We start from the raw sequence: 22,517 nt of genomic DNA on the forward strand, positions 1-22,517 counted from the left end.
GCCCCTCTACGTAGAGCCGGCCGTCAGCTGGTCGTGCACCGGGGCAGATCGGCGGTCTTGCCGCTGCGAATGTCCTTCAGGGCGTCCATCGCGTCGTCGATGGTGCCGACCTTGACGAGCGTGAGGCCGTCCGGGATGTCTTTGGCCGCGGTGGCACAGTTGTCCTTCGGCGTCAGGAAGTACTGGGCGCCCTTCTCCCGCGCGCCGACGGTCTTCATGCCGATGCCGCCGATGGGGCCGACCTTGCCGTCGTCGTCGATGGTGCCGGTGCCGGCCACGAACTTGCCGCCGGTCAGGTCGGTGGGCGAGAGCTTGTCGACGATGCCGAGGGAGAACATCAGGCCCGCGCTGGGACCGCCCACGTCGGCGAGCTTGATGTCGATCTGGAACGGGAAGGTGTGGTCGGTCCCGGCCTGGATGCCGACGATGGCGCGGTCGTCCTCGGCCTTGGCCGTCTTGATCGTGACGTTCTCCGTGCGGGTCGCCTCCTTGCCCTCCTTCTCGGCGGCGGCGGCTTCCTTGACGGGCACGATCGTGAAGTCGACGTTCTCGCCGGGCTTGTGCTCGGTGACCAGCTCGGCGACGTCGGCGGGCTTGGTGACCTTGGTGCCGTCGACGGCCTTGATGACGTCACCGGCGTGCAGCCGGCCCTCGGCGGGGCTGTCCTTGACGACGGTGGAGACGATCACCCAGGACTTGACCGGGATGCCCAGCTGGTCCAGGGCGGCGACCTTGGCGCTCTCCTGGGACTGGCTGAACTCCTCCGCGTTCTCCTGCGAGGACTGCTCCTCCGTCTGGCCGTCCGGGTAGAGCGTGTCGTGCGGCACCACGATACTGTCGTGGGCGAGCCACCCGTAGACGGCGGAGACCAGATTCATGTTGAAGTCGGCGCTGGTGACGCGGACCGTCGTCATGTTGAGGTGCCCGGTCGTCTCGTAGGTCTTGCGACCGGGGATCTGGATCACGGGTTCGCCTTCGTGGTCCCCGAGCGTGTTCACCGTCGGACCCGGCGACATCTCCGCGTACGGCACTTTGATGAGCACCCCCGCGCAGAGCAGCGCGATCAGCATCAGGGTCGAGGCGAGCATCGTCGCGGTGCGGCGTGGCATGGAACGACAGTACGGGACGGGCCTGAGGCCGCACCTGTGGGGCCGGACGTCCGGCGCCGACGACGTGTCAGGCCCCGTGGGCCCGCCACACGTCCGCCTCAGCTCCCGGAGTTCGACTTGTCCATGACCTCGCGGAAGCGCGCGTAGCCACTGAGCTCGTTCACGTCACCCGCCTTGTGACGCCGCCGTCCGGCCCAGGTGCCCCACAGCGCGGCACCGACCGCGGCGACAACCGGAATCAGCAGCCACATGAGCGCCGCCATGCCGACCTCCCGACTCCTGAGCAATCACAACTGACTGATCAGCAGATTAACCATCCACAGGGTCAACGCTTGTCGCAGGGGTGCGGTTACGCAACCGGAACCTCAACAGGCGCCTACCCATTCCTCGGTCCCGTCGGAGAACTTCTGATGCTTCCAGATGGGTACTTCGTGCTTCAGATCGTCGATGAGCTTGCGGCACGCCTCGAAGGCCTCGCCCCGGTGCGGGCACGACACGGCGACCACGACGGCCAGGTCCCCCACCGTCAGATCGCCGATCCGGTGGACGGCCGCCAGGGCGCGCACGGGGTACTCGGCGACGACCTTCTCCGCGACGCGCCGCATCTCCGCCTCGGCGGTCGGGTGACAGGAGTAGCCCAGTTGATCGACATCGGCCCCGCCGTCGTGGTTGCGCACGGTCCCCACGAAGAGCGCGGTACCGCCCGCGGCGTCGTCCCCGACGGCCTGGAAGACCTCGTCGAGGGAGAGGGGCGTCTCACGGATGGCGAGCAGCTTGATCGGGTCCTGCGCCGCCTGCTCACCTGGATGGTCGTGCTGGGTGGGTGCCATGAACTCATCGTGCCGCACGCCGCCGACAACCGTGAATAGCGTTTTCGACCGGCACGCGCGGGTGGGGGATTGGAGCCTCCTACAGGTCCGCGCGCGGCTACGTGGAGGTCAGATACGCCGTCGCGCCTTGCGCACCCGCCGTACGACCGCCGCCGTACCCAGCAGTGCCACCGTCGCGCCCGCGGCTCCGGCCGCCGTCGCGTCCTTGCGGCCGAGGCGCCGTCCCGCGACCGTGCGCCGTCCCGCGACCTCTTCGAGGAGTTCGGCGAGGACCTCCTCGTTCGTCCACCGGGGGCGCCACCCGGCGTCGTGCAGCCGGCTTCCGCTCACGACCCAGGGGTACATCGTGTAGGCGAGGTCACCGGCCGGAGAGGGCGTCAGTCCGATCCGGTGCAGCCGCGCGGCCGCGCCGAGCGCGACGGCCGAGGGGAGCTCCATGCGGCGGATCCCGCTGAGCTCCTCGACCTCCTCCTGCTCCAGCCAGCCGTCACAGCCGACCGTGAGCTCCCCTTCGACCTTCTCCAGCACCGCGTACTCCAGAGCGCTGCACAGGTCCTCTACGTGACAGAACTGCCAGGCGGGCCGCGAGCCTGCCACTACAAGGAGGCGCGGCGACTCGAAGTAACGCGTCAGAGCCGTGTCCGTACCGCCCACGAGCACCGCGGGACGCACCACGGTGACGTTGAGGCCGGGGTGGGCACGCGGGGCCCGCCGGGCGAGCCGCTCGATCTCCAGCAGGTCGCCGACGCCCGTGGCCTCGGCGGTGGCGCGCAGTTCCGCGTCTTCCGAGAGGGGCAGCTCGTTGTCGTCGAGCGCTCCGTAGACCATCGCCGAGGTGCAGAGCACGACGCGGTGCACTCCGGCGGCGGCCGCGGCGGTCAGCACGGTCTGGGTGCCGCGCACGTTGTACGCGGTGCGGGCCGCGGCGTCCGACTCCAGGTCGAGGTCGAGGGCCAGGTGGACGACGACGTCGGCGCCGCGGAGCTTCTCGGCGATGGCCGGATCCCGTACGTCCAGGATGTGCCAGGTCGCGGCGGCGCACTCGCCGCGCCGCTCGTCGATGGCGAGCACCTGCTTGATCTCGTCCGACGCGGCGAGCCGCTCGGTGAGCAGGGCTCCGGTGCCGGACGCGGCGCCGGTGACCGCGACGACGGGGCCGCGTACGGCTGAACTGGTTGAGGGGTTTCGCGCTGCGCGAACCTGCGGATCTGGGGAACTCACCGGGCGTCTCCAGCGGTTGTCTTCAGTACGTACGTGTATGACGCGTACGTACCAGGAGGCATCCATCCTGCCGCAGGCCATGAGTCGGCGAAGCACCGAGGCCCGATCCCGTCACGGTGTCTACGCTGGGTGTGTGTAGTCGGGCAGTCGCCGCCGGGACAGAAACCGGTGGCCTTACCAGCCGAGGAATCCCGTGAGTGACACCCCATTTGGTTTCGGCCTTCCGCCGGAGGAGCCGGACGACGGCGACGAGGGCAAGAAGAAGGACCAGCAGGGCGGTGGCGGTCAGGGACCTGCCAACCCCCTCGGATTCGGGTTCCCGGGCCTGCCGGGCGCGGGCGGGCCCGGTGGCGCGGGCGGGGACAACCCGTTCGCGGCCATGTTCGGCTCCATGGATCCGAACGACCTGGGGGCGGCCTTCCAGCAGCTCGGCCAGATGCTCTCGTACGAGGGCGGGCCGGTGAACTGGGACATGGCGAAGGACATCGCGCGCCAGACCGTCTCCCAGGGCACGCAGGACGGTGTGAAGGACGCGAGCGTGGGTCCCGCCGACCGTACCGCCGTCCAGGAGGCCGTGCGCCTGGCCGACCTGTGGCTGGACGACGCGACGTCGCTGCCTTCCGGGGCCGGCACCGCGGTGGCCTGGAGCCGCGCCGAGTGGGTCGAGGCGACCCTCCCGGTGTGGAAGGAGCTCGTCGACCCGGTCGCCGAGCGCGTCGGCCTGGCCATGGGTGACGTGCTGCCCGAGGAGATGCAGGCCATGGCGGGCCCGCTCATCGGCATGATGCGCTCCATGGGCGGTGCCATGTTCGGTTCGCAGATCGGGCAGGCCCTGGGCGTGCTCGCGGGCGAGGTCGTCGGCTCCACGGACATCGGTCTGCCGCTGGCCCCGGCCGGCAAGGCGGCGCTGCTGCCGCTGAACATCGAGTCGTTCGGCAAGGACCTCGGCATCTCCAAGGAGGAGGTCCGCCTCTACCTGGCGCTGCGCGAGGCCGCCCACCAGCGGCTGTTCTCGCACGTGCCGTGGCTGCGCTCGCACCTGTTCGGCGCGGTCGACGGGTACGCGCGCGGGATCAAGGTCGACACCACGAAGCTGGAGGACGTGGTCGGCCAGTTCGACCCGCAGAACCCGGAGCAGCTCCAGGAGGCGCTCCAGCAGGGCATGTTCCAGCCGGAGGACACCCCCGAGCAGAAGGCGGCCCTGGCGCGCCTGGAGACGGCTCTGGCGCTCGTGGAGGGCTGGGTCGACGCGGTGGTCCACGCGGCCGCGAAGCCGCGTCTGTCGTCCGCGGACGCGCTGCGCGAGACGCTGCGTCGCCGCCGCGCGTCCGGTGGTCCGGCGGAGCAGACGTTCGCGACGCTGATCGGCCTGGAGCTGCGTCCGCGCCGGCTGCGGGACGCCTCGCGCCTGTGGGCCTCGCTCACTGACGCGCGCGGTGTGGACGGCCGTGACGGTCTGTGGGCGCACCCGGACATGCTGCCGACGGCCTCGGACCTGGACGACCCGGACGGCTTCGTCCACCGCGAGCAGCTGGACTTCTCGGAGCTGGACAAGATGCTCGGCGAGGCGGCCGGCGGCCGCTCCGCCGGTAAGTCGCCCCTTTCCAAGGACGACACGGGCGACCGGGCTGACACGGACGGCGCCGACCGTTCGGGCGACACCGGCACCACCGGTGACAAGGGCGACACCGACGGCAAGGGCGACAGCGACAAGTGAGCCTGTACGACGACGCGGTCCTTGTGCTCAAGAGCTACGAGGACCAGCCGGAGCTGCGCCAGGGCTACCTGGACCACCTCGCCGCCCATGGTGAAGCCGCGATGTGGAAGCCCTGCACCGCGGGTCACCTGACGGCGAGCGCGTTGGTGATCGACCCGGAGCGCGGGCGCGTGCTGCTCACGCTGCACAAGAAGCTGCGGATGTGGCTCCAGATGGGCGGCCACTGCGAGCCCGGTGATCCGACGCTGGCGGCCGCGGCTCTGCGCGAGGCGTCCGAGGAGTCCGGCATCGCGGGGCTCACGCTCCTCGCGGGCGGCCCGGTCCGCCTGGACCGGCATCCCATTCCGGGGCCGTGCACGCAGCACCTGGACACGCAGTACGCGGCGCTCGCGCCCGCCGGCGCCACGGAGGCCATCAGCGACGAGTCCCTGGACCTGCGGTGGTTCCGCTACGACGAGGTCGCGGACGTGGCCGACACGTCGGTGGTGCGCTTGGTCGAGGCGACGCGGGCCCGCCTCTAGCTTCCAGGTAGGGGTGTGTGTAAGGGGCGGTCGCCAGAGCGACCGCCCCTTACACACACCCCTACCTGCGCGTCAGCTCCAGACGTTCCCCTGGTTCTGGCCCCGGGCACCCTGCTGGCCCATTCCGTACTGGGCCGCGATCCCCTGACCGGCCACCGAGTTCTGCGGCGGCAGCAGCTCGCTGGGCTGGACGAGCGCGTAACCGTGCCCCATGAAGCTGAGCTCCCAGCCCTCGCCCGTGTTGCCACGACGGCGCCAGACGCCCGAGGAGTGCGTCTGTGCCTGCATCTGCACCCGAAGCCCTGTCGACCAGGCGACGACGGCGTCCGCGTCGGCGTTGACGTACCGGTCGGGTGTGACCTGGAGCATCAGCGGCTGGCCCGACGTCATCAGCGCGACCTTGCCGCGCCCGGTGATGTTGAGCTGGTACTTGCCGGAGCCGGAGATGCCGAACTGACTGTCCACCGCGATGACCTCGTGGTGGAGCTCCGAGTCCATCGCCAGAACGTAGCTGCTGTCGACGGTCAGCCCGTCCTGTTCGACATCCACTACGTGGATGTACTGGGCGAGGTTCGCGAGGTAGACGACGCCCTGCCCGTGGCACCGCATCAGGTCGAGGCCCTCACCGGTGTACGCGCGGGAGCGCTGCTGTCCGGACGTCTGGATCTCGCCGTCGAACTCCATCAATCCCTGGTAGGCGACCATCGAGCCCTTACGGGCGAGGATGTCGTCGTGGCCTTCCAGGGCGACCCGCAGCAGCTGCGGGTTCTGCACCGTGTAGCGCTCCTGGGTCTGCTGCTCGGTGTACGCGAAAAGCGGGCTCTGCATGTGTGTTCGCTCCCCCTCAGCCCCGGGCTCGGAGACGGTCGGTGCTGTCTTCACTGGGCTGTACGACGACGATGCCCTCCCCGGAGAAGCCCATCTGGTAGGCCTCGCCGCTGCCGCGCCCGATGAGCGAGCCGGCCTTGAAGCTGCGCTTGCCCTTCACCTTCAGATTCGGTGACCAGGCGATGAGCGCGTCCGGGTCGACGTAGGTCTCGTCCTCGCCACGGCCGCAGTCGACGACGATGGGGGTGCCGCGCGAGGTCAGGGCGACGTGCCCCTGACCGCTGACCTTGATGTTCCACAGGCCCTGCCCAGCGAACTTGGCGAGGCCCTTCACGCGCTCGACGCCCCACTGGAGGTGGGCGTCGAAGGCGAGCAGGTTGGTGCCGTTGACGGAGATCGACTCGCCGCCGAGGTTGATGATGACGACGTCCGCGCCGTAGTCGGCGAGGTAGAGCAGGCCGTCACCGGAGCACTTCATGAGAGGCGCGCCTTCGCCGGTCATCCAGTCGCGGGCGATCTGGCGTACGGCGGGCGGGTTGGGCTCGTACTGGACGAAGCCTTCGTAGGCGACCATCGAGCCCACGCGCGCGAAGAGGTCGTTTCCGGTCTGCATGGCGACCTTCAGCATGTTGTTGCCGTGGTTCTCCATGCGGGCGGCTACCGGGGTCGGGGCGAAGCCCGCGAGCGGCTGATTCATGACGGGCTCCCTCAGACCTCGTACGGCTGGACGATGATGAAGTTGCCGGGTGCGCCCCGGAACTGAAGGTTCACGCTCTCCCCGCTGTGGCCGGGATAGGCGTTGCGGCGCATCCGGACCTGGCTGGAGATGATCGCCTGCGCGGCCGCCGACCAGGCCACGACCGCGTTGCAGTCGGCGAACGTCGTCGGCGTCACCGGCAGCACGACGGGCGTTCCGTGCGTCTTCACGACGACGGTCCCCATGCCCTGGAACTGCATGACGAACAGGGCGCCGCCAGGGATGCCGTGCCCCTCGATCCTGCGCACTTCGTACTGAAGGCTCTCGTCGAAGGCGAGGACGTTCTCCGCCGAGACGCAGATCGCGTCGCCCTGGAGCTCGATGGGGTGCAGATGGGTGGCCTCTTCGGCGAGGAAGACCTGGCCGCGGCCGGTGCAGCGCATCAGCTGCATCTCCTGGCCGGTGGCGTTGCCCACGACGCGTCCGGCGAACCCGGCACCCTTGTAGCCGAACTCGACCTTGCCCTGGTAGAGCACCATGCTGCCCTGCCGGGCCAGCACGGGCTGGTCGCCGCCGGCTCCCAGGTCGACACGGATCAGCTTCTTGTTCTGCAGCGTCCAGCGCTGCCCGGTAGGTACCTCGCGGTACTTCTCGAGCGCGGCTGCCACACCCGGCGCCCCTGCCTGCTGCGGCACGCCTTGGGGAGCACCGTACGGCGAGGGAGCGGCGGGCGGCTGGCCGTAGCCGGGGGGCGCGGTCGGTGCCTGGGGCTGCTGCCCGTAATCGGGAGGCGCGGTCGGTGCCTGTTGCCCGTAACCCGGCGGCAGGCTCGCGCCGCCCTGTCCCGGTACCTGCCCGTACTGCTGGGGCGGCTGCTGCGCGTACGGAGCGGGGGCCGGGGGTGGCGGCACCGCGCCCGGCGGTGTGGCCAGCGGCGCGACGATGGTCGGCGCCGCGTGGACGGGAGGCGCGGCCGGGGCGGGAGCCTGTGGCGGCGTCGGACTCTGCGGCGGCGCGAAGGGCTGGGGTGCCGGAGCGGGGGCCGGAGCAGGAGCTTGCGGCGTGGGGGCGGGGCCGGCCGGGGCGCCGAAGGCAGGCGGCGCGGTGGCCTGTGCGGGCGGCGCGAAACCGGGAGCCGCGGCGGACTGGGGCTGCGCCGCGGGTTCCTCCTCCGCGACCTCACCCCCGAAGTTCCGCAGCAGCGCGTCCAGGCCACCGTCGAAGCCCTGCCCGACGGCCGCGAAGCGCCATACGTCCTTCAGGTAGAAGTCCCCCAGCATCACCGCACGCTCGGTGGAGAACTCACCGCCGTGGAAGGAGTACCGGGCGACTTCCTCACCACCGGCGACGATCCGGATGTACCCGGGCGCCACCTGCGACATCTGGCCCGGGCCGTCGAGGGATGCGGTGAACGACAGCTTCTGGACGGTCGCGGGGATCTTGTCGAGCGTGACGCGGAAGGACTCCGCGTCACCGGCCTGCGCGCCGAGCAGTTGGACGGACTCCTCCGGCGTTTTGGGCTGGTTGAAGAAGACGAAGTACCGGTCGTCGGAGAGCCGTTCCTCGGCGTCCAGGCCGAAGCAACTGATGTCGAAGGTCAGTCCGGGGCCGGTGATCTGTACGCCGACGTACAGGTCCGTGCCCGCGGTGAGGTCACTGATCTTGGCCTTGTGGCCGCGTTGGAATTCCCTGGCCATGCGTAACGACCGTCCCCCATCCGGATGCGATTGCGTCGCGTCAGGCTAACTGCAAACACCGTGGCCGGAAGAAGTCGGTACAGCCCTGGTACAGAACCGGGTCCGTAAACCCGTCACTCGCCGCGCCCGGGTGGCAGATGTGGCAGGCGGTCCGCCGCAACCACCCCTTCGAGGTACCCGCGCGCCCGCTCGGTGCGGGGGTACGCCTCGAGGAGCCGCCAGAAACGGGGTCCGTGGCCGGGAACCAACAGGTGCGCGAGCTCGTGGACGAGCACGTAGTCGACGACGTATTCGGGCATGCCCTGCAGCCGGTGCGAAAGACGGATGCTGCCTTCCGCCGGGGTGCAGGAGCCCCATCGGGTGTTCTGATTGGTGACCCAGCGCACCGATGCGGGCCGGGCCTTGCCGTCGAGGTACTGCTCCGAGAGGCGCTCCGCGCGCTCGGCCAGCTCCGCGTCGCCGAGGACCCGCTTGCTCTCCTGCGCCGCGAGCTTGGCCAGCATGACGGTGACCCAGCGCTGCTCCTCTGCCTCCGACATGCGCGCCGGGATGAGGACCACGGTGCGGTCTCCCTCGCGGTACGCGGAGACCGTCCTGCGGCGCCGGGCGCTCCTGCGGACCTCGACCGCGCTCACCCCCGGGCCGCCTGGGGGCGGGCTGGTCGGGCTGCGCTGTGTCTTCGTGGCACGGTGCAGAGGGTCGGCGGGCACGCCCCGACGTTACCGGTTACGCAGGGTGGAAGTCCCGCCTCCGGAACTGTTTCGGTGTGCTGCCTCACCCACTGCCATTGGGTTAGTACGACTATCACCCCCTGCCTGTGGACAACCTTCGGCACGCGTCCCGGCCGGGCGGGCATGCTGGCCATCGATCGAGACCTTCGGCGCGGAGGGCACGGCACTGAGGGCACAGCACTGAGGGCACGGGGGACAGTCATGCATCCGATCCTGAAGCCTGCGCTGCGGCGCGGCTGGCACGACCTGAACACGGTGCAGTTCGGGCTGACACCCGCGCACGCCGTGGTCCTCGGCCCGGTCGACACGGCCACGGGCAGCTTTCTGACCTTGCTCGACGGGACCCGGGGAGTGCCGCTGCTGCGCGACGAGGCGCAGCGGATGGGCCTGCCCGACGGACATGTGGACGCGCTTCTGGAGCGGCTGACCGGGGCCGGACTGCTCGACGACGCCACGGGCGGCGGCCCGCCCGCGCAAGCGTTGCGCAAACAAACGCGGGTGATGGACCGGCTGCGCCCCGACCACGCGGCCCTGACAGTGATGACGTTCGAGCCGGCCGAGGGGGCGAGGAAGCTGGCGGCCCGGCACAGCATGCGTGTACAGGTCAGAGGCGCCGGCCGGGTGGGCGCGGTCGTGGCCTCCGTTCTCGCCGCCGCAGGCGTGGGCCATGTCGATGTGCGGGACGGCGGCTGCGTCGAGCCGTGGGACGTGGCGCCGGGCGGGCAGCCGGTGGAAGCGGTGGGCGAGCGCCGGGACGTGTCGGCGCGGCAGTTGGTGCGTGCCGTCGCGCCGGTCCGGCCGCCGCGCCCGGACCGGCGCAGGACACAGGAGCGTCCGGCCGACGGGGAGCAGGAGGGCGCTCTCTCCCTCGTGATCGTCGCCCCGCGTGACGGACTCGCGATCCACTCCCCGGACCCGTCCGCCGCCGAGGACCTGATCGCGGCGGGTATCCCGCACCTGTACGCGGGCGTGGCCGAGGCCACCGGGATCGTGGGCCCCTTGGTCCTGCCCGGCGGCACGGGCTGTGCGCACTGTCTGCTCCTCGGCCGCACGGACCGCGATCCGACGTGGCCACGATTGCTCGCCCAGTGGCGCTCGGGACACGCCTGCCGCCAGGTCCAGGCCTGTGACCTGGGCCTGGCCACCGCGGTCGCGGGCCTGGCCGCGGCGCATGCGCTGGCGTTCCTGGACGGGGAGTTGCCGTCGAGTACCGGGGCCCGCTGGGAGGCGGCAGCTCCCGGCCTCGACTGGCATGCCCGGCCGGTATGGCCACATCCGCAGTGCCCGTGCGGTGCGGGTGAGGGAGGTAACGGGCAGGAGACCTCCGTGGAGGAAGGGCCGCACGACACAATGGCGGTGTAAGCAACGGCTGACGGCGTCATGACGCCTGGGCATGCGCGGCACGGCTGTCCGGCACTTGGAGGGGTGTATGTCTGATCTTCCCCGGAAGGCGGTTACCCGTACCGCCAAGCTGGCCGCACTACCGATCGGTTTTGCCGGCAGAGCGACCTGGGGTCTCGGCAAGCGGATCGGCGGCAAGTCCGCCGAGATCGTCGGCCGCGAGCTGCAGCAGCGCACGGCCGATCAGCTCTTCAAGGTCCTCGGCGAGCTGAAGGGCGGGGCCATGAAGTTCGGGCAGGCCATGTCCGTCTTCGAATCCGCTCTGCCGGAGGAGGTCGCGGGCCCTTATCGGGCCGCCCTGACGAAACTGCAGGAAGCCGCGCCTCCGATGCCCACGCGCACCGTGCACGCGGTTCTCGAGGAGCGCCTCGGCGAGCGATGGCAGGAGCTGTTCCTGGAGTTCGAGGACAAGCCGTCGGCGGCCGCGTCGATAGGCCAGGTGCATCACGCCGTCTGGCACGACGGGCGTGAGGTCGCCGTGAAGGTGCAGTACCCGGGTGCGGGCGAGGCGCTGCTCTCGGATCTCAGTCAACTCAGCCGTTTCGCCCGGTTGTTGGGGCCGCTGATCCCGGGCATGGACATCAAGCCGCTGATCACCGAACTGCGCGACCGGGTGACCGAGGAGCTGGACTACGCGCTGGAGGCCCAGGCCCAGCGCGCGCACGCCGAGGAGTTCCGCGACGACCCCGATGTCGTGGTGCCGGACGTGGTGCACCAGTGCGAGCAGGTCCTGGTCACGGAGTGGATCGAGGGGACGCCGCTCGCCGAGATCATCAACGACGGGAGTCAGGAACAGCGAGATCGCGCGGGCCAGTTGCTGGCACTCTTCCTGTTCTCGGGCCCGGCACGCACCGGCTTGCTGCACGCGGATCCGCACCCGGGCAACTTCCGGCTGCTGCCGGACGGGAAGGGCGGCTGGCGCCTGGGTGTCCTGGACTTCGGCACCGTGGACCGGCTGCCGGGCGGGCTGCCCACTCCGATCGGCCGCTCGCTGCGGCTGACGCTCGACGGTGAGGCGCTCGCGGTCTACGAGCTGCTGCGCAAGGAGGGCTTCGTCAGGGAGTCGATCGAGCTCGAACCGGACGCCGTACTCGACTACTTGCTGCCGATCATCGAGCCGGCTCAGGTCGACGCGTTCACGTTCACCCGTTCCTGGATGCGCAGTCAGGCGGCTCGGATCGCCGACATCCGCTCCCCCGCCCACCAGTTGGGCAAGCAGCTCAATCTGCCGCCGTCGTACTTGCTGATACACCGGGTGACGCTCAGCACGATCGGGGTGCTGTGCCAGCTCGGCGCGACGGTGCGGTTGCGGGACGAACTGGAGGCGTGGGTATTGGGGTTCGTGGCCGAGGCGGACGAGGGCGCCGATCAGGAGTCGGCCGCGGAGGCCTGACCGCAACTGGTGGGGATCACCACCACTCGGAGTCGAGCCGTCCCTCGATGGCCCTGATGTGCTCCCGGGCGCAGGCGTCGCAGAAGTACCGGCGGACGCCGCCCTCGACGGAACAGGTCCAGGTCAGGGGCGGCCCTTGGGCCGTCGTGCCGCACCGGGCGCACACGACGTCCTGAGGATGGGTCTGCTGCGCGGAGTCCCCGCCAGGAAGAGACGTCACGTCGCGACGATAACCCCATGGACCGATGATCGTCAGGCGCAACGCACCGCGGGGGCCGGTCCCTTCCGGACCGGCCCCCGCAGGAGCAGCCGCGTACTGCCGCTGCTCAGGTCGACGTGTGTGCCGACGGAGTGTTACTGCATGACGGCCATGGCGAGCGCGCGCCGGGCGCGCAGCGAGGCGCGCTCGGCGCGACGCTGCATCCGGCGGGCGACCACCAGGCGCAGGGCCTGGCGCTCGGCGTGGGCGTCCCGCAGCTGCTCGTGCATATGCGCACGAGCCAGGGCTTCTGGGATGAGTTGCATCTGACGGGTCCTGTTCTGACGCGAGTCGTGCGCGTCGGACGTGGGAAAGTCTGGGATCGCGGAGCCGGCGGGCTCGCTCGTGGACGGCTTCATCGGGGCCTGCTTCTTGGGGTCGTGCGTCAGGGGGCGGTCGATCGTTCCTCGGGTGTTCATGCCGCGACCGGGTTCTTGCGCGGGCGGCCACGCGGCCGCTTCCGGGCGACAACAACGCCCTGGACGAACAGCTCGCCACCCCAGACGCCCCAGGGCTCACGCCGCTCCTTGGCGCCGGCGAGGCAGGCCTCCATCAGCGGGCAGGTACGGCAGAGGGACTTGGCGTACTCGACATCCGCCGGCGACTCCGCGAAGAAGACCTCCGGGTCGTAGGCACGGCAGGGGACGGGTACGCCGAGGTTCTCGATGGCGTCGTCGAGCGCGGTGAGCGCAGTCAGCGGGTTCAAGGTGGTGTCCTCCGTGGGCACGGGCGGGGGAAGAGGGTCCGAAGGCGGTACGGACGGGGCGTGCGCTTCGAGTTGCACGGTGTTTTCTTCCTCGTCTGGTCATTCCGGCCGGTGGGCCGGGTGGCGGTGGCGCCGGGTTCTTTTGTTGTCCCGAGGCCCCTTCGTGCTGGTTCCTCGGAAGATCGCTGGGTCTTCCGGGAAAACAGAAGGGCCGCGGATCCCGGGTGGGGTTCCGCGGCCCTGAAGGCGCCTGTCTGATCGTCGATCAGACTGGATCACTCCAGGGTTCGAGCCCACGGAAGGCCCACATCGTGTGGTGCTGCGTCGTCTGCTTCCGGAATCCGGCACCGGCCGCGGCTGCGGCATAGGCCTGAGCCTGTGCCGTCGCTACTGCTTCCGGTGCCTTCGTCGGTCGCTCATTGCCCTCGCGAATGGGAAGACCCGCGAGAGACAGGCCGGACTCCGGACGCATGGCGCTGACGCCAGACAGACCGGTGCCCAGGTTCGAGAAGCCGAGCAGGCAGGAAGCGACGACCGAGCGATCGGTCATTTTCACGGTGCTGATGGAGCTGGTGTTGATGCTGATCACTGGATTCGCCTCCTCTCGGCGTCTTGGGGACCGGCGCGAACCGGTCCGACGGCTTGTAAGTACAGCACGGAACCAGGGCCTTCGAGAAGGCCGCTGCTTTCGTGATTAAGAACCTATGGGGATTGCTGGGGCATGCGCAAACTATTTTTTCGACGAGTTTGCATCAGTCGTCCCCGTCAGCTCCTTCGAGCTCGTCGTCCAGTATCTGACCTGCACAAATGGCCAGCACATCGGATCCGTAAGCCCGAAATTTCCGCACGCCGACGCCCGGGATGCGGGACAGCTCGCCCTCGTCCTCCGGTGCGGACTCGGCGATGGCGATCAAGGTCTTGTCGGTGAAGACGCAGAACGGGGGCTGCCCGAGGTCGGCCGCCGTGCGGGCACGCCACTCGAGGAGACGCTCGTAGAGCCCCTCGTCCATGTCCGAGGGACAGTCCTCGCAGCGCATCAGCTTCATCTCGACCGCTTCGAGCGTGCGGCCGCACATCCGGCAGCGCGCCACCTTTCTGGCGCCTCTGCGGCGAGCCTCGCCCGTCGGCCCTGCGGCGTCGGACCGCGCCCCGTGCTCGACGCCGCCGCGCCCCCGGCTCGCGCTGCGTGCGGCCGAGCCGGTGGAGCCCGGCCGCAACCCGTCGAGGAAGCGGCTCGGTCTGCGGTTGGGGCGGCCGCCGGGCGAGCGGGAGAGCGCCCAGGACAGGCCCAGGTGAGAGCGGGCCCGGGTCACGCCGACGTACAGCAGCCGGCGCTCCTCCTCGATCTGCTCCTCGGTCTTGGCGTAGGTGATCGGCATCATGCCCTCGGCGAGGCCGACCAGGAACACGACGTCCCATTCGAGGCCTTTCGCCGCATGCAGCGACGCGAGCGTGACGCCCTCCACGGTCGGGGCGTGCTGCGCGTTCGCCCGCTCGTCCAGCTCGGTCACGAAGTCGGCCAGGGTGGCGGTGGGCTCGGCCCGCGCGCAGTCCTCGGCCAGCCGGGCGAGGGCCGCGAGGGATTCCCAGCGGTCCCGGACGGCGCCGGAGCCCGCGGGCGGCTCGGTCGTCCAGCCCTCGCCGGACAGGACCGCCCTGACCTGGGAGGGCAGGTCGACGGCTTCGTCCAGCTCCGCGTCATTCCCGCCGAAGCGGGCCGCGGCGCGCAGCGCACGGCCTGCTCTGCGGACCTCCTCGCGCTCGAAGAACCGCTCCGCTCCGCGCAGCTGATACGGGACACCGGCGTCGGCGAGGGCTTGTTCGTAGATGCCCGACTGGCTGTTGGTCCGGAACAGGATCGCGATCTCGCCCGCGGAGACCCCGGAGGCGATCAACTCGTGGATGCGCCGTGCCGCGCCTTCGGCCTCGGCGGGCTCGTCGGCGTACTCGGCATAGACCGGCTCGGGTCCCGGGTCGCGCTGGGAGAGCAGCTCCAGGCGGTGCTCGGCGGCCCGGCCCCTGGCTCGGGCCAGGACTCCGTTGGCGAGGTGCACGACCTGGGGCGAGGAGCGGTAGTCGCGGACGAGCTTGACGACGGTGGCGCTGGGATGGCGGGTGCGGAAGTTGAGCAGGTGGTCGGAGGTGGCGCCGGTGAAGGAGTAGATCGTCTGGCTGGCGTCGCCGACGACGCACAGGTTGTCCCGGTCGCCGAGCCACAGGTCGAGCAGACGCTGCTGGAGGGGGCTGACGTCCTGGTACTCGTCGACGACGAAGTGCTGGTACTGGGACCGGATCTGGTCGGCGATGTCGTGCCGGTCCTGGAGGATGCCGACGGTCAGCAGCAGGACGTCCTCGAAGTCGATGACGGAACGGTCCCGCTTGAGCGTTTCGTAATTGGCGTAGATCTGGGCGATCTCGGCCGGGTGGCGGACGGCTTCACGGCCGGCCTTGTGCGCCGCCGCGACATAGTCCGAGGGGACGGTCTGGGTGACCTTGGACCACTCGATCTCCGCGGTCACGTCACGCAGCTCACCGCGGTCCAGGCGCAGCCGGCACGCCGCCGCGGCGTCGGAGACGAGCTGGATCTTGCGGTCGACGAGTCGGGGCAGCTCGCCGCCGACAGCTCGGGGCCAGAAGAACTGGAGCTGGCGCAGCGCCGCCGAGTGGAAGGTGCGGGCCTGGACTCCCCCCGCGCCGAGCTGTCGGAGCCGCCCGCGCATTTCTCCCGCGGCGCGGTTGGTGAAGGTGACGGCAAGCACACTGCCGGGCTGGAGGATCCCGGCGCGAACGCCGTACGCGATGCGATGGGTGAGCGCCCGGGTCTTGCCGGTGCCCGCGCCCGCGAGCACACACACCGGACCGTGCAGGGCCGTCGCCACGGCGCGCTGCTCGGGGTCGAGCCCGTCGAGCACCGCGTCGGCCGATTGCGGGACCTGCGGGAACAGGGTGGAGTGCGTTGCTGCTGTCACCCCGCCATGCTGCCAGGTCGGTGGGAACGGGTGCGTCACGTTGTCCACAGGCAGCCGGTGTTAGTCGTACTGATGCGGTCGGCGGGTGGGAATGGCCACCGCATCGCATACGTTCGACTGATTGCGAACATGCATCCCCAGCCACGAAGGAGCGCGACGACATGCCGGGCACTGTGACGATGTACAGCACCACCTGGTGCGGCTACTGCCAGCGACTGAAGAAGCAGATGGCGCGCGAGGGCATCGAGTACACCGAGATCAACATCGAGCAGGACCCGGCTTCCGCGGCGTTCGTCGAGAAGGCGAACGGCGGGAACCAGACGGTTCCGACCGTTCTCTTCGACGACGGCTCGACCCTCACCAACCCCTCGCTGGCTCAGGTCAAGCAGAAGATCGGCGTCTGAGGGCCTTTCTTTGAGCCCGGCGCTCAGAGGGCGTCGCTCGGCTTCGGCAGGGGGTTGCCGTACCAGAGCTCGATCAGGCGGGCCGCAATCGAGATTCCGTAGGGAGGCATGACTTCCCCGGTCTCGAAGGCGGCCCGCAGGTCTTCGCGGGAGAACCAGCGCGCCTCGTGGATCTCGTCCCCGTCGACGTTGATCTCCGTCGAGGTGGCGTGCGCCATGAAGCCCAGCATGAGGCTGGAGGGGAAGGGCCAGGGCTGGCTGGCGACGTACTCGACGTCGCCGACGAGTACGCCCGCCTCCTCGAAGACCTCGCGGCGCACCGACTGCTCGATGGACTCGCCGGGCTCCACGAAGCCCGCCAGCGTCGAGAAGCGGCCTTCGGGCCAGTGCACCTGGCGCCCGAGCAGGATGCGGTCCTGCTCGTCCATGACCGCCATGATCACGGCCGGGTCGGTGCGCGGGTAGTGCTCGGCTCCGCAGGCCTGGCAGCGGCGGATGTGGCCCGCGGCGGCGATGACGGTGCGCTCGCCGCAGCGGGAGCAGAAGCGGTGCAGTCGCTGCCAGTTCTCCAGCGCGACGGCGTGCACCATGAGGCCGGCGTCCCGCTGCGAGAGGAGCAGGCCCGCCTCGCGCAGGCCGGCGGGGCGCGCCGACTGGTCCATGCGCCCGGGCAGCGTGTCCTTCTGGAGCGCGAAGTAGCTCACGCCGTCCTCGTCGCTGCCCAGGAAGTAGCGGTGGGCCTCGGTGAGGGGCGCTTCGAAGGCCGGCGTCATGACCAGTTCCGTCGCGCCGTCCGCCGTCTCGTCGATGAGTGCCTGGCCGCCCGAGACCACGAAGACGCGGGTCGTGGGGTGGCTCCACGCGGCGGCGAGCCAGGCCTCGTCGAGGCGGTGGTGCGCGGCGCGGTCGATCCCGCTCGGCGCGGCGAGCGAGAGCGGTCGGTCGGCGGCGAGATCGGCGGTGCGGTCGGTCCAGGTGGTCACAGGTGCTTCCAACTCCCCCGGTGTCAAGGGTGGTTCGGCGGGCGGTTCAGGAGGTCGGGCGGCGGGCGGGGGCGGAGCTTCGGTCAGGGTGCGTCCGTCCAGTTCTCCGCGAGGTCGCCCCACAAGTAGGCGGTGGTTTCGACGCCCTTCATAAGGAGGTCGAGTTCGACCTTCTCGTTCGGGGCGTGCCAGCCGTCGGAGGGGACGGAGATGCCCAGGAAGAGCACAGGCGCCCCGAGGACGTCCTGTAGGTCGGCCGCCGGACCCGAGCCGCCTTCGCGCGTGAAGCGGATCTCCTGCTCGAAGGCGCGGCCCATGGCGCGCACGACGGACTGCAGGGCCGGGTGGTCGAGCGGCGTGAGGCACGGCCTGGTGGCTGCGCCGAACGTGATGGTGTGGCTGATCCCCGCGGGCAGTTGCTCGGCGACCCAGGCGGTGACCGCCTTCTCGACGTGGTCGGGGTCCTGCCCGGCGACCAGCCGGAACGACAGTTTGAGCAGCGCGGAGGACGGCACGATCGTCTTGCCGCCGGGGCCCTGGTAACCGCCCCCGATGCCGTTGACCTCGGCGGTGGGCCGGGCCCAGATGCGCTCCAGGGTGCTGTGTCCGGCCTCTCCGTATGTGGCGTGGGACTTGGCCGTACGCAGCCACTGCTCCTCGTCGAAGGGCAGCTCGGCGAAGAGTTCGCGCTCCCGGTCGGTGAGCTCGAGGATGCCGTCGTAGAAGCCGGGCACGGCCACGCGCGCGTGCTCGTCGTGCAACGCGGCGACGAGGCGGGCGGCGGCGGTCGCCGGGTTCGGGACGGCGCCGCCGAACGAGCCGGAGTGGATGTCCTGGTCGGGGCCGCGCAGCTCGATCTCGCAGTCGGCGAGGCCGCGCATCCCGGTGCACACCGTGGGGGTGTCCTCGGACCACATGCCGGTGTCGGAGACGATCACGGCGTCGGCGGCGAGGCGCTGCGCACGGTCTTCCACGAGGGCGCGAAAGTGCGGGGAGCCCGACTCCTCCTCGCCTTCGATCAGCAGTTTGAGGTTCACGGCGGGGGCGGTTCGCCCGGTCAGGGCGAGGTGGGCGCGCACGCCGAGTGTGTGAAAGAACACTTGGCCCTTGTCGTCGGCGGCACCGCGCGCGTGGAGCCGGTTCCCGACGACGACGGGCTCGAAGGGCTCGGTGTCCCAGCCGTCCTCGCGGGCGGCGGGCTGCACGTCGTGGTGTCCGTAGACGAGGACCGTGGGGGCCTCGGGGTCGCCGGAGGGCCACTCGGCGAAGACGGCGGGGGCGCCGGGCGTCTCCCACACCTCGGTGGTGGGGAAGCCGGTCGCGGCCAGCTGGGCGGCGAGCCAGTCGGCGCTGCGCCGCACGTCCGCGGCGTGGGCGGGCTGGGCGGACACGGAGGGGATCCGCAGCCAGGCGGCGAGGTCGTCGAGGAACGCCGTCCGGTGGTTCTCGATGTACGCACGGGCGGTGCTGACGGCGTCGTCAGCGTTCTCGACGGACTTGCTCATGCTCACGAGCCTAGTCCCCCACCGGAGCGTGCTCGCTCGGAGGCTCCTCGGCGGCCTCCGCCGGGGCCTGCGGTTCCTCGGTGAGGAGCCGCTCCAGCTCCGCACGGCCGGGCAGCAGCCGCGGCCGGACCGTCTCGCCGCTGCGTACGTACACGAAGACGGCACTGACCGACTCCAGGGGCACGCCCTGCTTCTCGGCCCAGGCGAGCCGGTAGACGGCGAGCTGGAGAGGGTCGCCGGTCTGCTGGTGGCCGGTCTTCCAGTCGACGATCTCGTATGTCGTCCCGTCGCCCTCGCCCTGCTTGTAGACGGCGTCGATACGGCCGCGGACGACGCGGTCCGCGACGGCCAGCTGGAAGGGAAGCTCGATCCTGTAGGGGGTGCGGTGCGCGTACGGGGTGCGCTCGAAGGCTTCCTTGAGTGTCTGCAGGTCCTGCTCGTCGGCGATCTCCGCTTCGCTGCCGGGCAGCTCCTCCGGGTCGAGCATGGGCAGGCGCAGCTCCTCGAAGCGGGATTCGACCCAGGCGTGGAAGCGCGTGCCGCGACGGGCTGCCGGCTGGGGCGGACGCGGCATGGGCCGGGCCAGCTCCTGAGCGAACCCGTCGGGGTCGGCGGCCAGGCGCAGCACCTGGGAGGCGGTGAGCGAGTGCGGCACGGGCACGTCGCGAACACCGGCGCGGGCGCGCAGCAGCTCGCCGGTGAGGGCGTCGAGATCGCGGTCCCAGGAGGCGATGGTGCGGGCTTCCTCCGCGGTGAGCGCCGTCTCCGGGGCGGGCGCGGGGTGCGGGACCGCGGGCGGCGGGTACGCGTCCTGGGGTGCCACGCGCGCGTGGGGCAGCGGCTCGGGCTCCGGGGTGGGGTGCGGGACTGCGGGGCGCTCGGCGGACAGCTCCTCCCAGTCGTCCGCGAGGTCACCGTCGAACTCGTCGTCGGGCGGGGGCGGCCAGTCGGGGTCCTCGAAAGGCGGCTCACTGTTGGCGGCGGGGTGGGTCTCCGTGTGCGCGCGGGCTTGCGCGGGGTCCTCGGCGCGCTCCACGTAGGCCAGCACCGTGTCGGCTGCCGCGCGGCGGCGGGCCAGGGACGCCTCGTCGAGCGGCAGCGGCCAGGCGTGCTCGGCCGAGGTCTCCTGAAGGGCCGGGTTCTCCTCGTCCTCCGCCGGTTCGTCCGCCCAGACCTCGATCTCGCCGTACCCCGCGGCGCAGTGCTCGTAGAGCGCCTGGAGGAAGTCCGACGGGCCGCGCTGCCTCTTCTGGGACGGGCCCCACCAGTGGCCGGAGCCGAGCAGCAGCGAGCGGGGGCGCGTGAACGTGACGTACCCCAGGCGCAGTTCCTCCGTGTGCTGGTGGTCCTTCATGTCGGCGTGGAAGGCCTTCATGCTCCTGGAGTCCCACGCCTCGATGTCGGGGAGGATGGCGGCGTCGCCGCGCAGTTCGTGCGGCAGGACCTTGCCCTGCGCCGTCCACTTCTCGCGTCCCTGGGTGCTCGGGAACGTGCCGTTGACGAGCCCGGGGACGGCGACGACATCCCATTCCAGGCCCTTGGACTTGTGCGCGGTGAGCACCTTCACGGTGTTCTCGCCGCCCGGGAGCGCGTTGTCGAGGCCCTTCTCGTACTGGGCCGCGGTGCGCAGAAAGCCGAGGAAGGCCAGCAGGGAAGCGGAGCTGTCGTTGGCCGCGAAGGAGGCGGCGATGTCGAGGAAGTTGGACAGCGTCTCGCGGCGTCGGGCCGCCAGCGCGTGCGGGGACGCGGAGAGTTCGACTTCCAGGCCCGTGACGGCCAGCACTCGGTGCAGGACGTCCATGAGCGGGTCGGACAGCGAGCGGCGCAGGTCCCGCAGTTCGGTGGCGAGCCGGGCGAAGCGCACGCGCGCGTCCGGTGAGAAGGGCAGTCCGTCGTCGTCCCCGTCGGCGTCGACGGCGGTCTCCAGGAAGGTGTCGAGGGCGTCGGCGAGCGATATCACCTCGGACGGGTCGACGCCCTCGACGGCCTCGGCCAGACGTCGGTCCGGATCGTCCTCGTCGCCCCCACGCGCGTGGGAGACCAGCAGACGGGCCCTGCGCCCGAGCAGGGCGAGGTCGCGCGCGCCGATGCGCCAGCGGGGCCCGGTCAGCAGCCGCACCAGAGAGGCGTTGGCGCCGGGGTCCTCGAGCACCTCGCACACGGCGACGAGATCGGCGACCTCGGGAAGGTGCAGCAGACCCGACAGGCCGACCACCTCGACCGGGATGTCGCGGGCGACGAGTGCCTTCTGGATCTCGGCGAAATCGGTCGCGGTACGGCACAGGACGGCGATCTCGCCGGGCTCCTTCCCCGTGGCGACGAGGTGGGCGAGGGAGTCGGCGAGCCAGTCGATCTCCTCGGCGTGGGTGCTCAGGAGGGCGCAGCGCACGAGGCCGTCCCGCTCGGCTCCCGGGGCGGGCCGCAGGGCTTCCACGCCCGCGTGCATCGCGCGCAGCGGCTCGGCCAGCCCATTGGCCAGGTCGAGAAGGCGGCCGCCGCTGCGCCGGTTCTCGCTGAGCGCGAAGCGGGTGGCGGGGCGTCCGTCGGCGTAGGCGAAGTGGCGCGGGAAGTCATCGAGGTTGGCGACCGACGCGCCGCGCCATCCGTAGATCGCCTGGCAGGGGTCGCCCACGGCCGTCACGGCGTGTCCCGTGCCGGCGCCGAACAGGCCCGCCAGCAGGATGCGCTGCGCCACGGACGTGTCCTGGTACTCGTCGAGCAGCACGACCCGGAACTCGTCGCGCAGGATCTCGCCGACCTCCGGCCGGGTGTCCGCCAGTGTGGCCGACAGCGCGATCTGGTCACCGAAGTCGAGGACGTCCCGGGCCCGCTTGGCCTCTCTGTAGCGGCCCACCAGCTCGGCCAGTTCGAGTCGGGCGGCTACGGCCTCGGGGACCTTGCGCAGATCCGCGTTGCTCAGCTTGGCGCCTTCGAGGGTGCGCTGCAGTTCGCGGTCGTATGTACGGAGCTCTGCCGGCTGCACGAGGTGCTCGGCCAGCTCGGCGTCGAGGGCGAGCAGGTCGCTGACGAGATCGGCGAAGGAGCGGGTGAGGGCGGGGTACGGGCCGGGCGCCTCGCGCAGCACGCGCGCGGCGAGCTGGAAGCGGGTGGCGTCGGCGAGCAGCCGCGTCGTGGGTTCGAGGCCGATGCGCAGCCCGTGGTCGGTCAGGAGCCGGCCGGCGAAAGCGTGGTACGTGGAGATCACGGGCTCGCCGGGAGGGTTGTCCGGGTCGATGATGTCGGGGTCGGTGACGCCCGCCCTGACGAGGGCCTTGCGGACGCGCTCGGCCAGCTCACCCGCGGCCTTGTTGGTGAACGTGAGGCCGAGGACCTGCTCGGGCGCGACCTGCCCGGTGCCCACCAGCCAGACCACACGCGCGGCCATCACCGTCGTCTTGCCTGAACCGGCTCCGGCCACGATCACCTGCGGGGCGGGCGGCGCGATGATGCAGGCCGTCTGCTCCGGGGTGAACGGGATGCCCAGCAGCTCCTTGAGCTGCTCGGGGTCGGTGAGGCGTGTGGTCACCTCATCGAGGCTAACCGGCA

At 70.8% G+C, this 22,517-nt stretch carries 21 protein-coding genes; 5 read left to right on the plus strand and 16 right to left on the minus strand.

The annotated features are described in order from the left end of the window. Positions 1–23: 23 nt before the first annotated feature. The 4 genes from ABD366_RS22705 to ABD366_RS22720 form a co-directional block, all read right to left on the minus strand. Positions 24–1,109 carry a YlbL family protein gene (locus ABD366_RS22705; RefSeq protein ID WP_324771183.1) on the minus strand — a complete coding sequence of 362 codons (1,086 nt, stop codon included), beginning with the start codon at positions 1,107–1,109 and terminating at the stop codon, positions 24–26. 98 nt (positions 1,110–1,207) lie between these two features. After that, positions 1,208–1,372 carry a hypothetical protein gene (locus ABD366_RS22710; RefSeq protein WP_324771182.1) on the minus strand — a complete coding sequence of 55 codons (165 nt, stop codon included), beginning with the start codon at positions 1,370–1,372 and terminating at the stop codon, positions 1,208–1,210. A gap of 102 nt (positions 1,373–1,474) precedes the next feature. Further along, a complete protein-coding gene (locus tag ABD366_RS22715; protein ID WP_324771181.1) occupies positions 1,475–1,939 on the minus strand; it encodes a molybdenum cofactor biosynthesis protein MoaE in 465 nt (154 codons plus the stop codon). 108 nt (positions 1,940–2,047) lie between these two features. After that, positions 2,048–3,160 carry an SDR family oxidoreductase gene (locus ABD366_RS22720; protein ID WP_324771180.1) on the minus strand — a complete coding sequence of 371 codons (1,113 nt, stop codon included), beginning with the start codon at positions 3,158–3,160 and terminating at the stop codon, positions 2,048–2,050. A 193-nt stretch (positions 3,161–3,353) separates the two neighbouring features. On the opposite strand from ABD366_RS22720, the gene ABD366_RS22725 reads away from it, so the two are divergent. Together ABD366_RS22725 and ABD366_RS22730 are read left to right on the plus strand one after the other, a co-directional pair. Next, positions 3,354–4,877 (plus strand): zinc-dependent metalloprotease, encoded by a 1,524-nt coding sequence (locus tag ABD366_RS22725; RefSeq protein ID WP_324771179.1) that lies wholly within the window; start codon positions 3,354–3,356, stop codon positions 4,875–4,877. After that, positions 4,874–5,398, plus strand: a complete 525-nt coding sequence (locus ABD366_RS22730; protein ID WP_324771178.1) for an NUDIX hydrolase — start codon at positions 4,874–4,876, stop codon at positions 5,396–5,398. The genes ABD366_RS22725 and ABD366_RS22730 overlap by 4 nt, the downstream gene beginning before the upstream one ends. 72 nt (positions 5,399–5,470) lie before the next feature. Here ABD366_RS22730 and ABD366_RS22735 read toward each other — a convergent pair whose 3' ends face one another. From ABD366_RS22735 to ABD366_RS22750, 4 genes are all read right to left on the minus strand, one after another. Continuing rightward, positions 5,471–6,226: an AIM24 family protein gene (locus ABD366_RS22735; RefSeq protein ID WP_324771177.1), complete on the minus strand. Its 756-nt coding sequence runs from the start codon at positions 6,224–6,226 to the stop codon at positions 5,471–5,473. A 16-nt stretch (positions 6,227–6,242) separates the two neighbouring features. Next, on the minus strand, positions 6,243–6,923 hold the full coding sequence (locus ABD366_RS22740; protein WP_324771176.1) for an AIM24 family protein: 681 nt from the start codon (positions 6,921–6,923) through the stop codon (positions 6,243–6,245). An 11-nt stretch (positions 6,924–6,934) separates the two neighbouring features. Then, on the minus strand, positions 6,935–8,620 hold the full coding sequence (locus ABD366_RS22745) for a TerD family protein (protein WP_324771175.1): 1,686 nt from the start codon (positions 8,618–8,620) through the stop codon (positions 6,935–6,937). A gap of 113 nt (positions 8,621–8,733) precedes the next feature. Then, a complete protein-coding gene (locus tag ABD366_RS22750; protein ID WP_324771174.1) occupies positions 8,734–9,330 on the minus strand; it encodes a M48 metallopeptidase family protein in 597 nt (198 codons plus the stop codon). Positions 9,331–9,552: 222 nt separating this feature from the next. Between ABD366_RS22750 and ABD366_RS22755 the strand changes: the two genes are divergently transcribed. Together ABD366_RS22755 and ABD366_RS22760 are read left to right on the plus strand one after the other, a co-directional pair. Further along, the gene (locus ABD366_RS22755) at positions 9,553–10,713 is read left to right on the plus strand and encodes a TOMM precursor leader peptide-binding protein (protein ID WP_324771173.1); all 1,161 of its coding nucleotides are present in this window, start codon (positions 9,553–9,555) and stop codon (positions 10,711–10,713) included. 67 nt (positions 10,714–10,780) lie between these two features. Further along, positions 10,781–12,145, plus strand: coding sequence for an ABC1 kinase family protein (locus ABD366_RS22760; protein ID WP_324771172.1), 1,365 nt, complete (start codon positions 10,781–10,783; stop codon positions 12,143–12,145). 16 nt (positions 12,146–12,161) lie between these two features. Here the strand turns inward: ABD366_RS22760 and ABD366_RS22765 are convergent, their stop codons facing one another. The 5 genes from ABD366_RS22765 to ABD366_RS22785 form a co-directional block, all read right to left on the minus strand. Further along, complete coding sequence (locus ABD366_RS22765) at positions 12,162–12,365, minus strand: hypothetical protein (protein ID WP_324771171.1); 204 nt, start codon at positions 12,363–12,365, stop codon at positions 12,162–12,164. Positions 12,366–12,499: 134 nt separating this feature from the next. Beyond that, positions 12,500–12,823, minus strand: coding sequence for a hypothetical protein (locus tag ABD366_RS22770; protein WP_324771170.1), 324 nt, complete (start codon positions 12,821–12,823; stop codon positions 12,500–12,502). Beyond that, the gene (locus ABD366_RS22775) at positions 12,820–13,188 is read right to left on the minus strand and encodes a WhiB family transcriptional regulator (RefSeq protein WP_324771169.1); all 369 of its coding nucleotides are present in this window, start codon (positions 13,186–13,188) and stop codon (positions 12,820–12,822) included. Before ABD366_RS22775 ends, ABD366_RS22770 begins: the two co-directional genes overlap by 4 nt. Before the next feature lie 187 nt (positions 13,189–13,375). Beyond that, positions 13,376–13,699 carry a hypothetical protein gene (locus ABD366_RS22780; protein WP_324771168.1) on the minus strand — a complete coding sequence of 108 codons (324 nt, stop codon included), beginning with the start codon at positions 13,697–13,699 and terminating at the stop codon, positions 13,376–13,378. 163 nt (positions 13,700–13,862) lie between these two features. Beyond that, on the minus strand, positions 13,863–16,079 hold the full coding sequence (locus ABD366_RS22785) for an ATP-dependent DNA helicase UvrD2 (RefSeq protein WP_324771167.1): 2,217 nt from the start codon (positions 16,077–16,079) through the stop codon (positions 13,863–13,865). 161 nt (positions 16,080–16,240) lie between these two features. Between ABD366_RS22785 and ABD366_RS22790 the strand changes: the two genes are divergently transcribed. Next, complete coding sequence (locus tag ABD366_RS22790; protein ID WP_324771166.1) at positions 16,241–16,483, plus strand: mycoredoxin; 243 nt, start codon at positions 16,241–16,243, stop codon at positions 16,481–16,483. 23 nt (positions 16,484–16,506) lie between these two features. On the opposite strand, the gene nudC is transcribed toward ABD366_RS22790, so the two are convergent. From nudC to ABD366_RS22805, 3 genes are all read right to left on the minus strand, one after another. Beyond that, on the minus strand, positions 16,507–17,466 hold the full coding sequence (gene nudC, locus ABD366_RS22795) for an NAD(+) diphosphatase (protein WP_324771165.1): 960 nt from the start codon (positions 17,464–17,466) through the stop codon (positions 16,507–16,509). Positions 17,467–17,549: 83 nt separating this feature from the next. Beyond that, positions 17,550–18,971 (minus strand): dipeptidase, encoded by a 1,422-nt coding sequence (locus tag ABD366_RS22800; RefSeq protein ID WP_324771164.1) that lies wholly within the window; start codon positions 18,969–18,971, stop codon positions 17,550–17,552. A gap of 10 nt (positions 18,972–18,981) precedes the next feature. Continuing rightward, entirely contained in the window at positions 18,982–22,497 is a 3,516-nt protein-coding gene (locus ABD366_RS22805) for an ATP-dependent helicase (RefSeq protein WP_324771163.1), read from the minus strand. Positions 22,498–22,517: the final 20 nt, after the last annotated feature.

The sequence above is a fragment of the Streptomyces kunmingensis genome (assembly GCF_039533535.1).
In the GTDB taxonomy this organism is placed as follows: domain Bacteria; phylum Actinomycetota; class Actinomycetes; order Streptomycetales; family Streptomycetaceae; genus Streptomyces; species Streptomyces kunmingensis.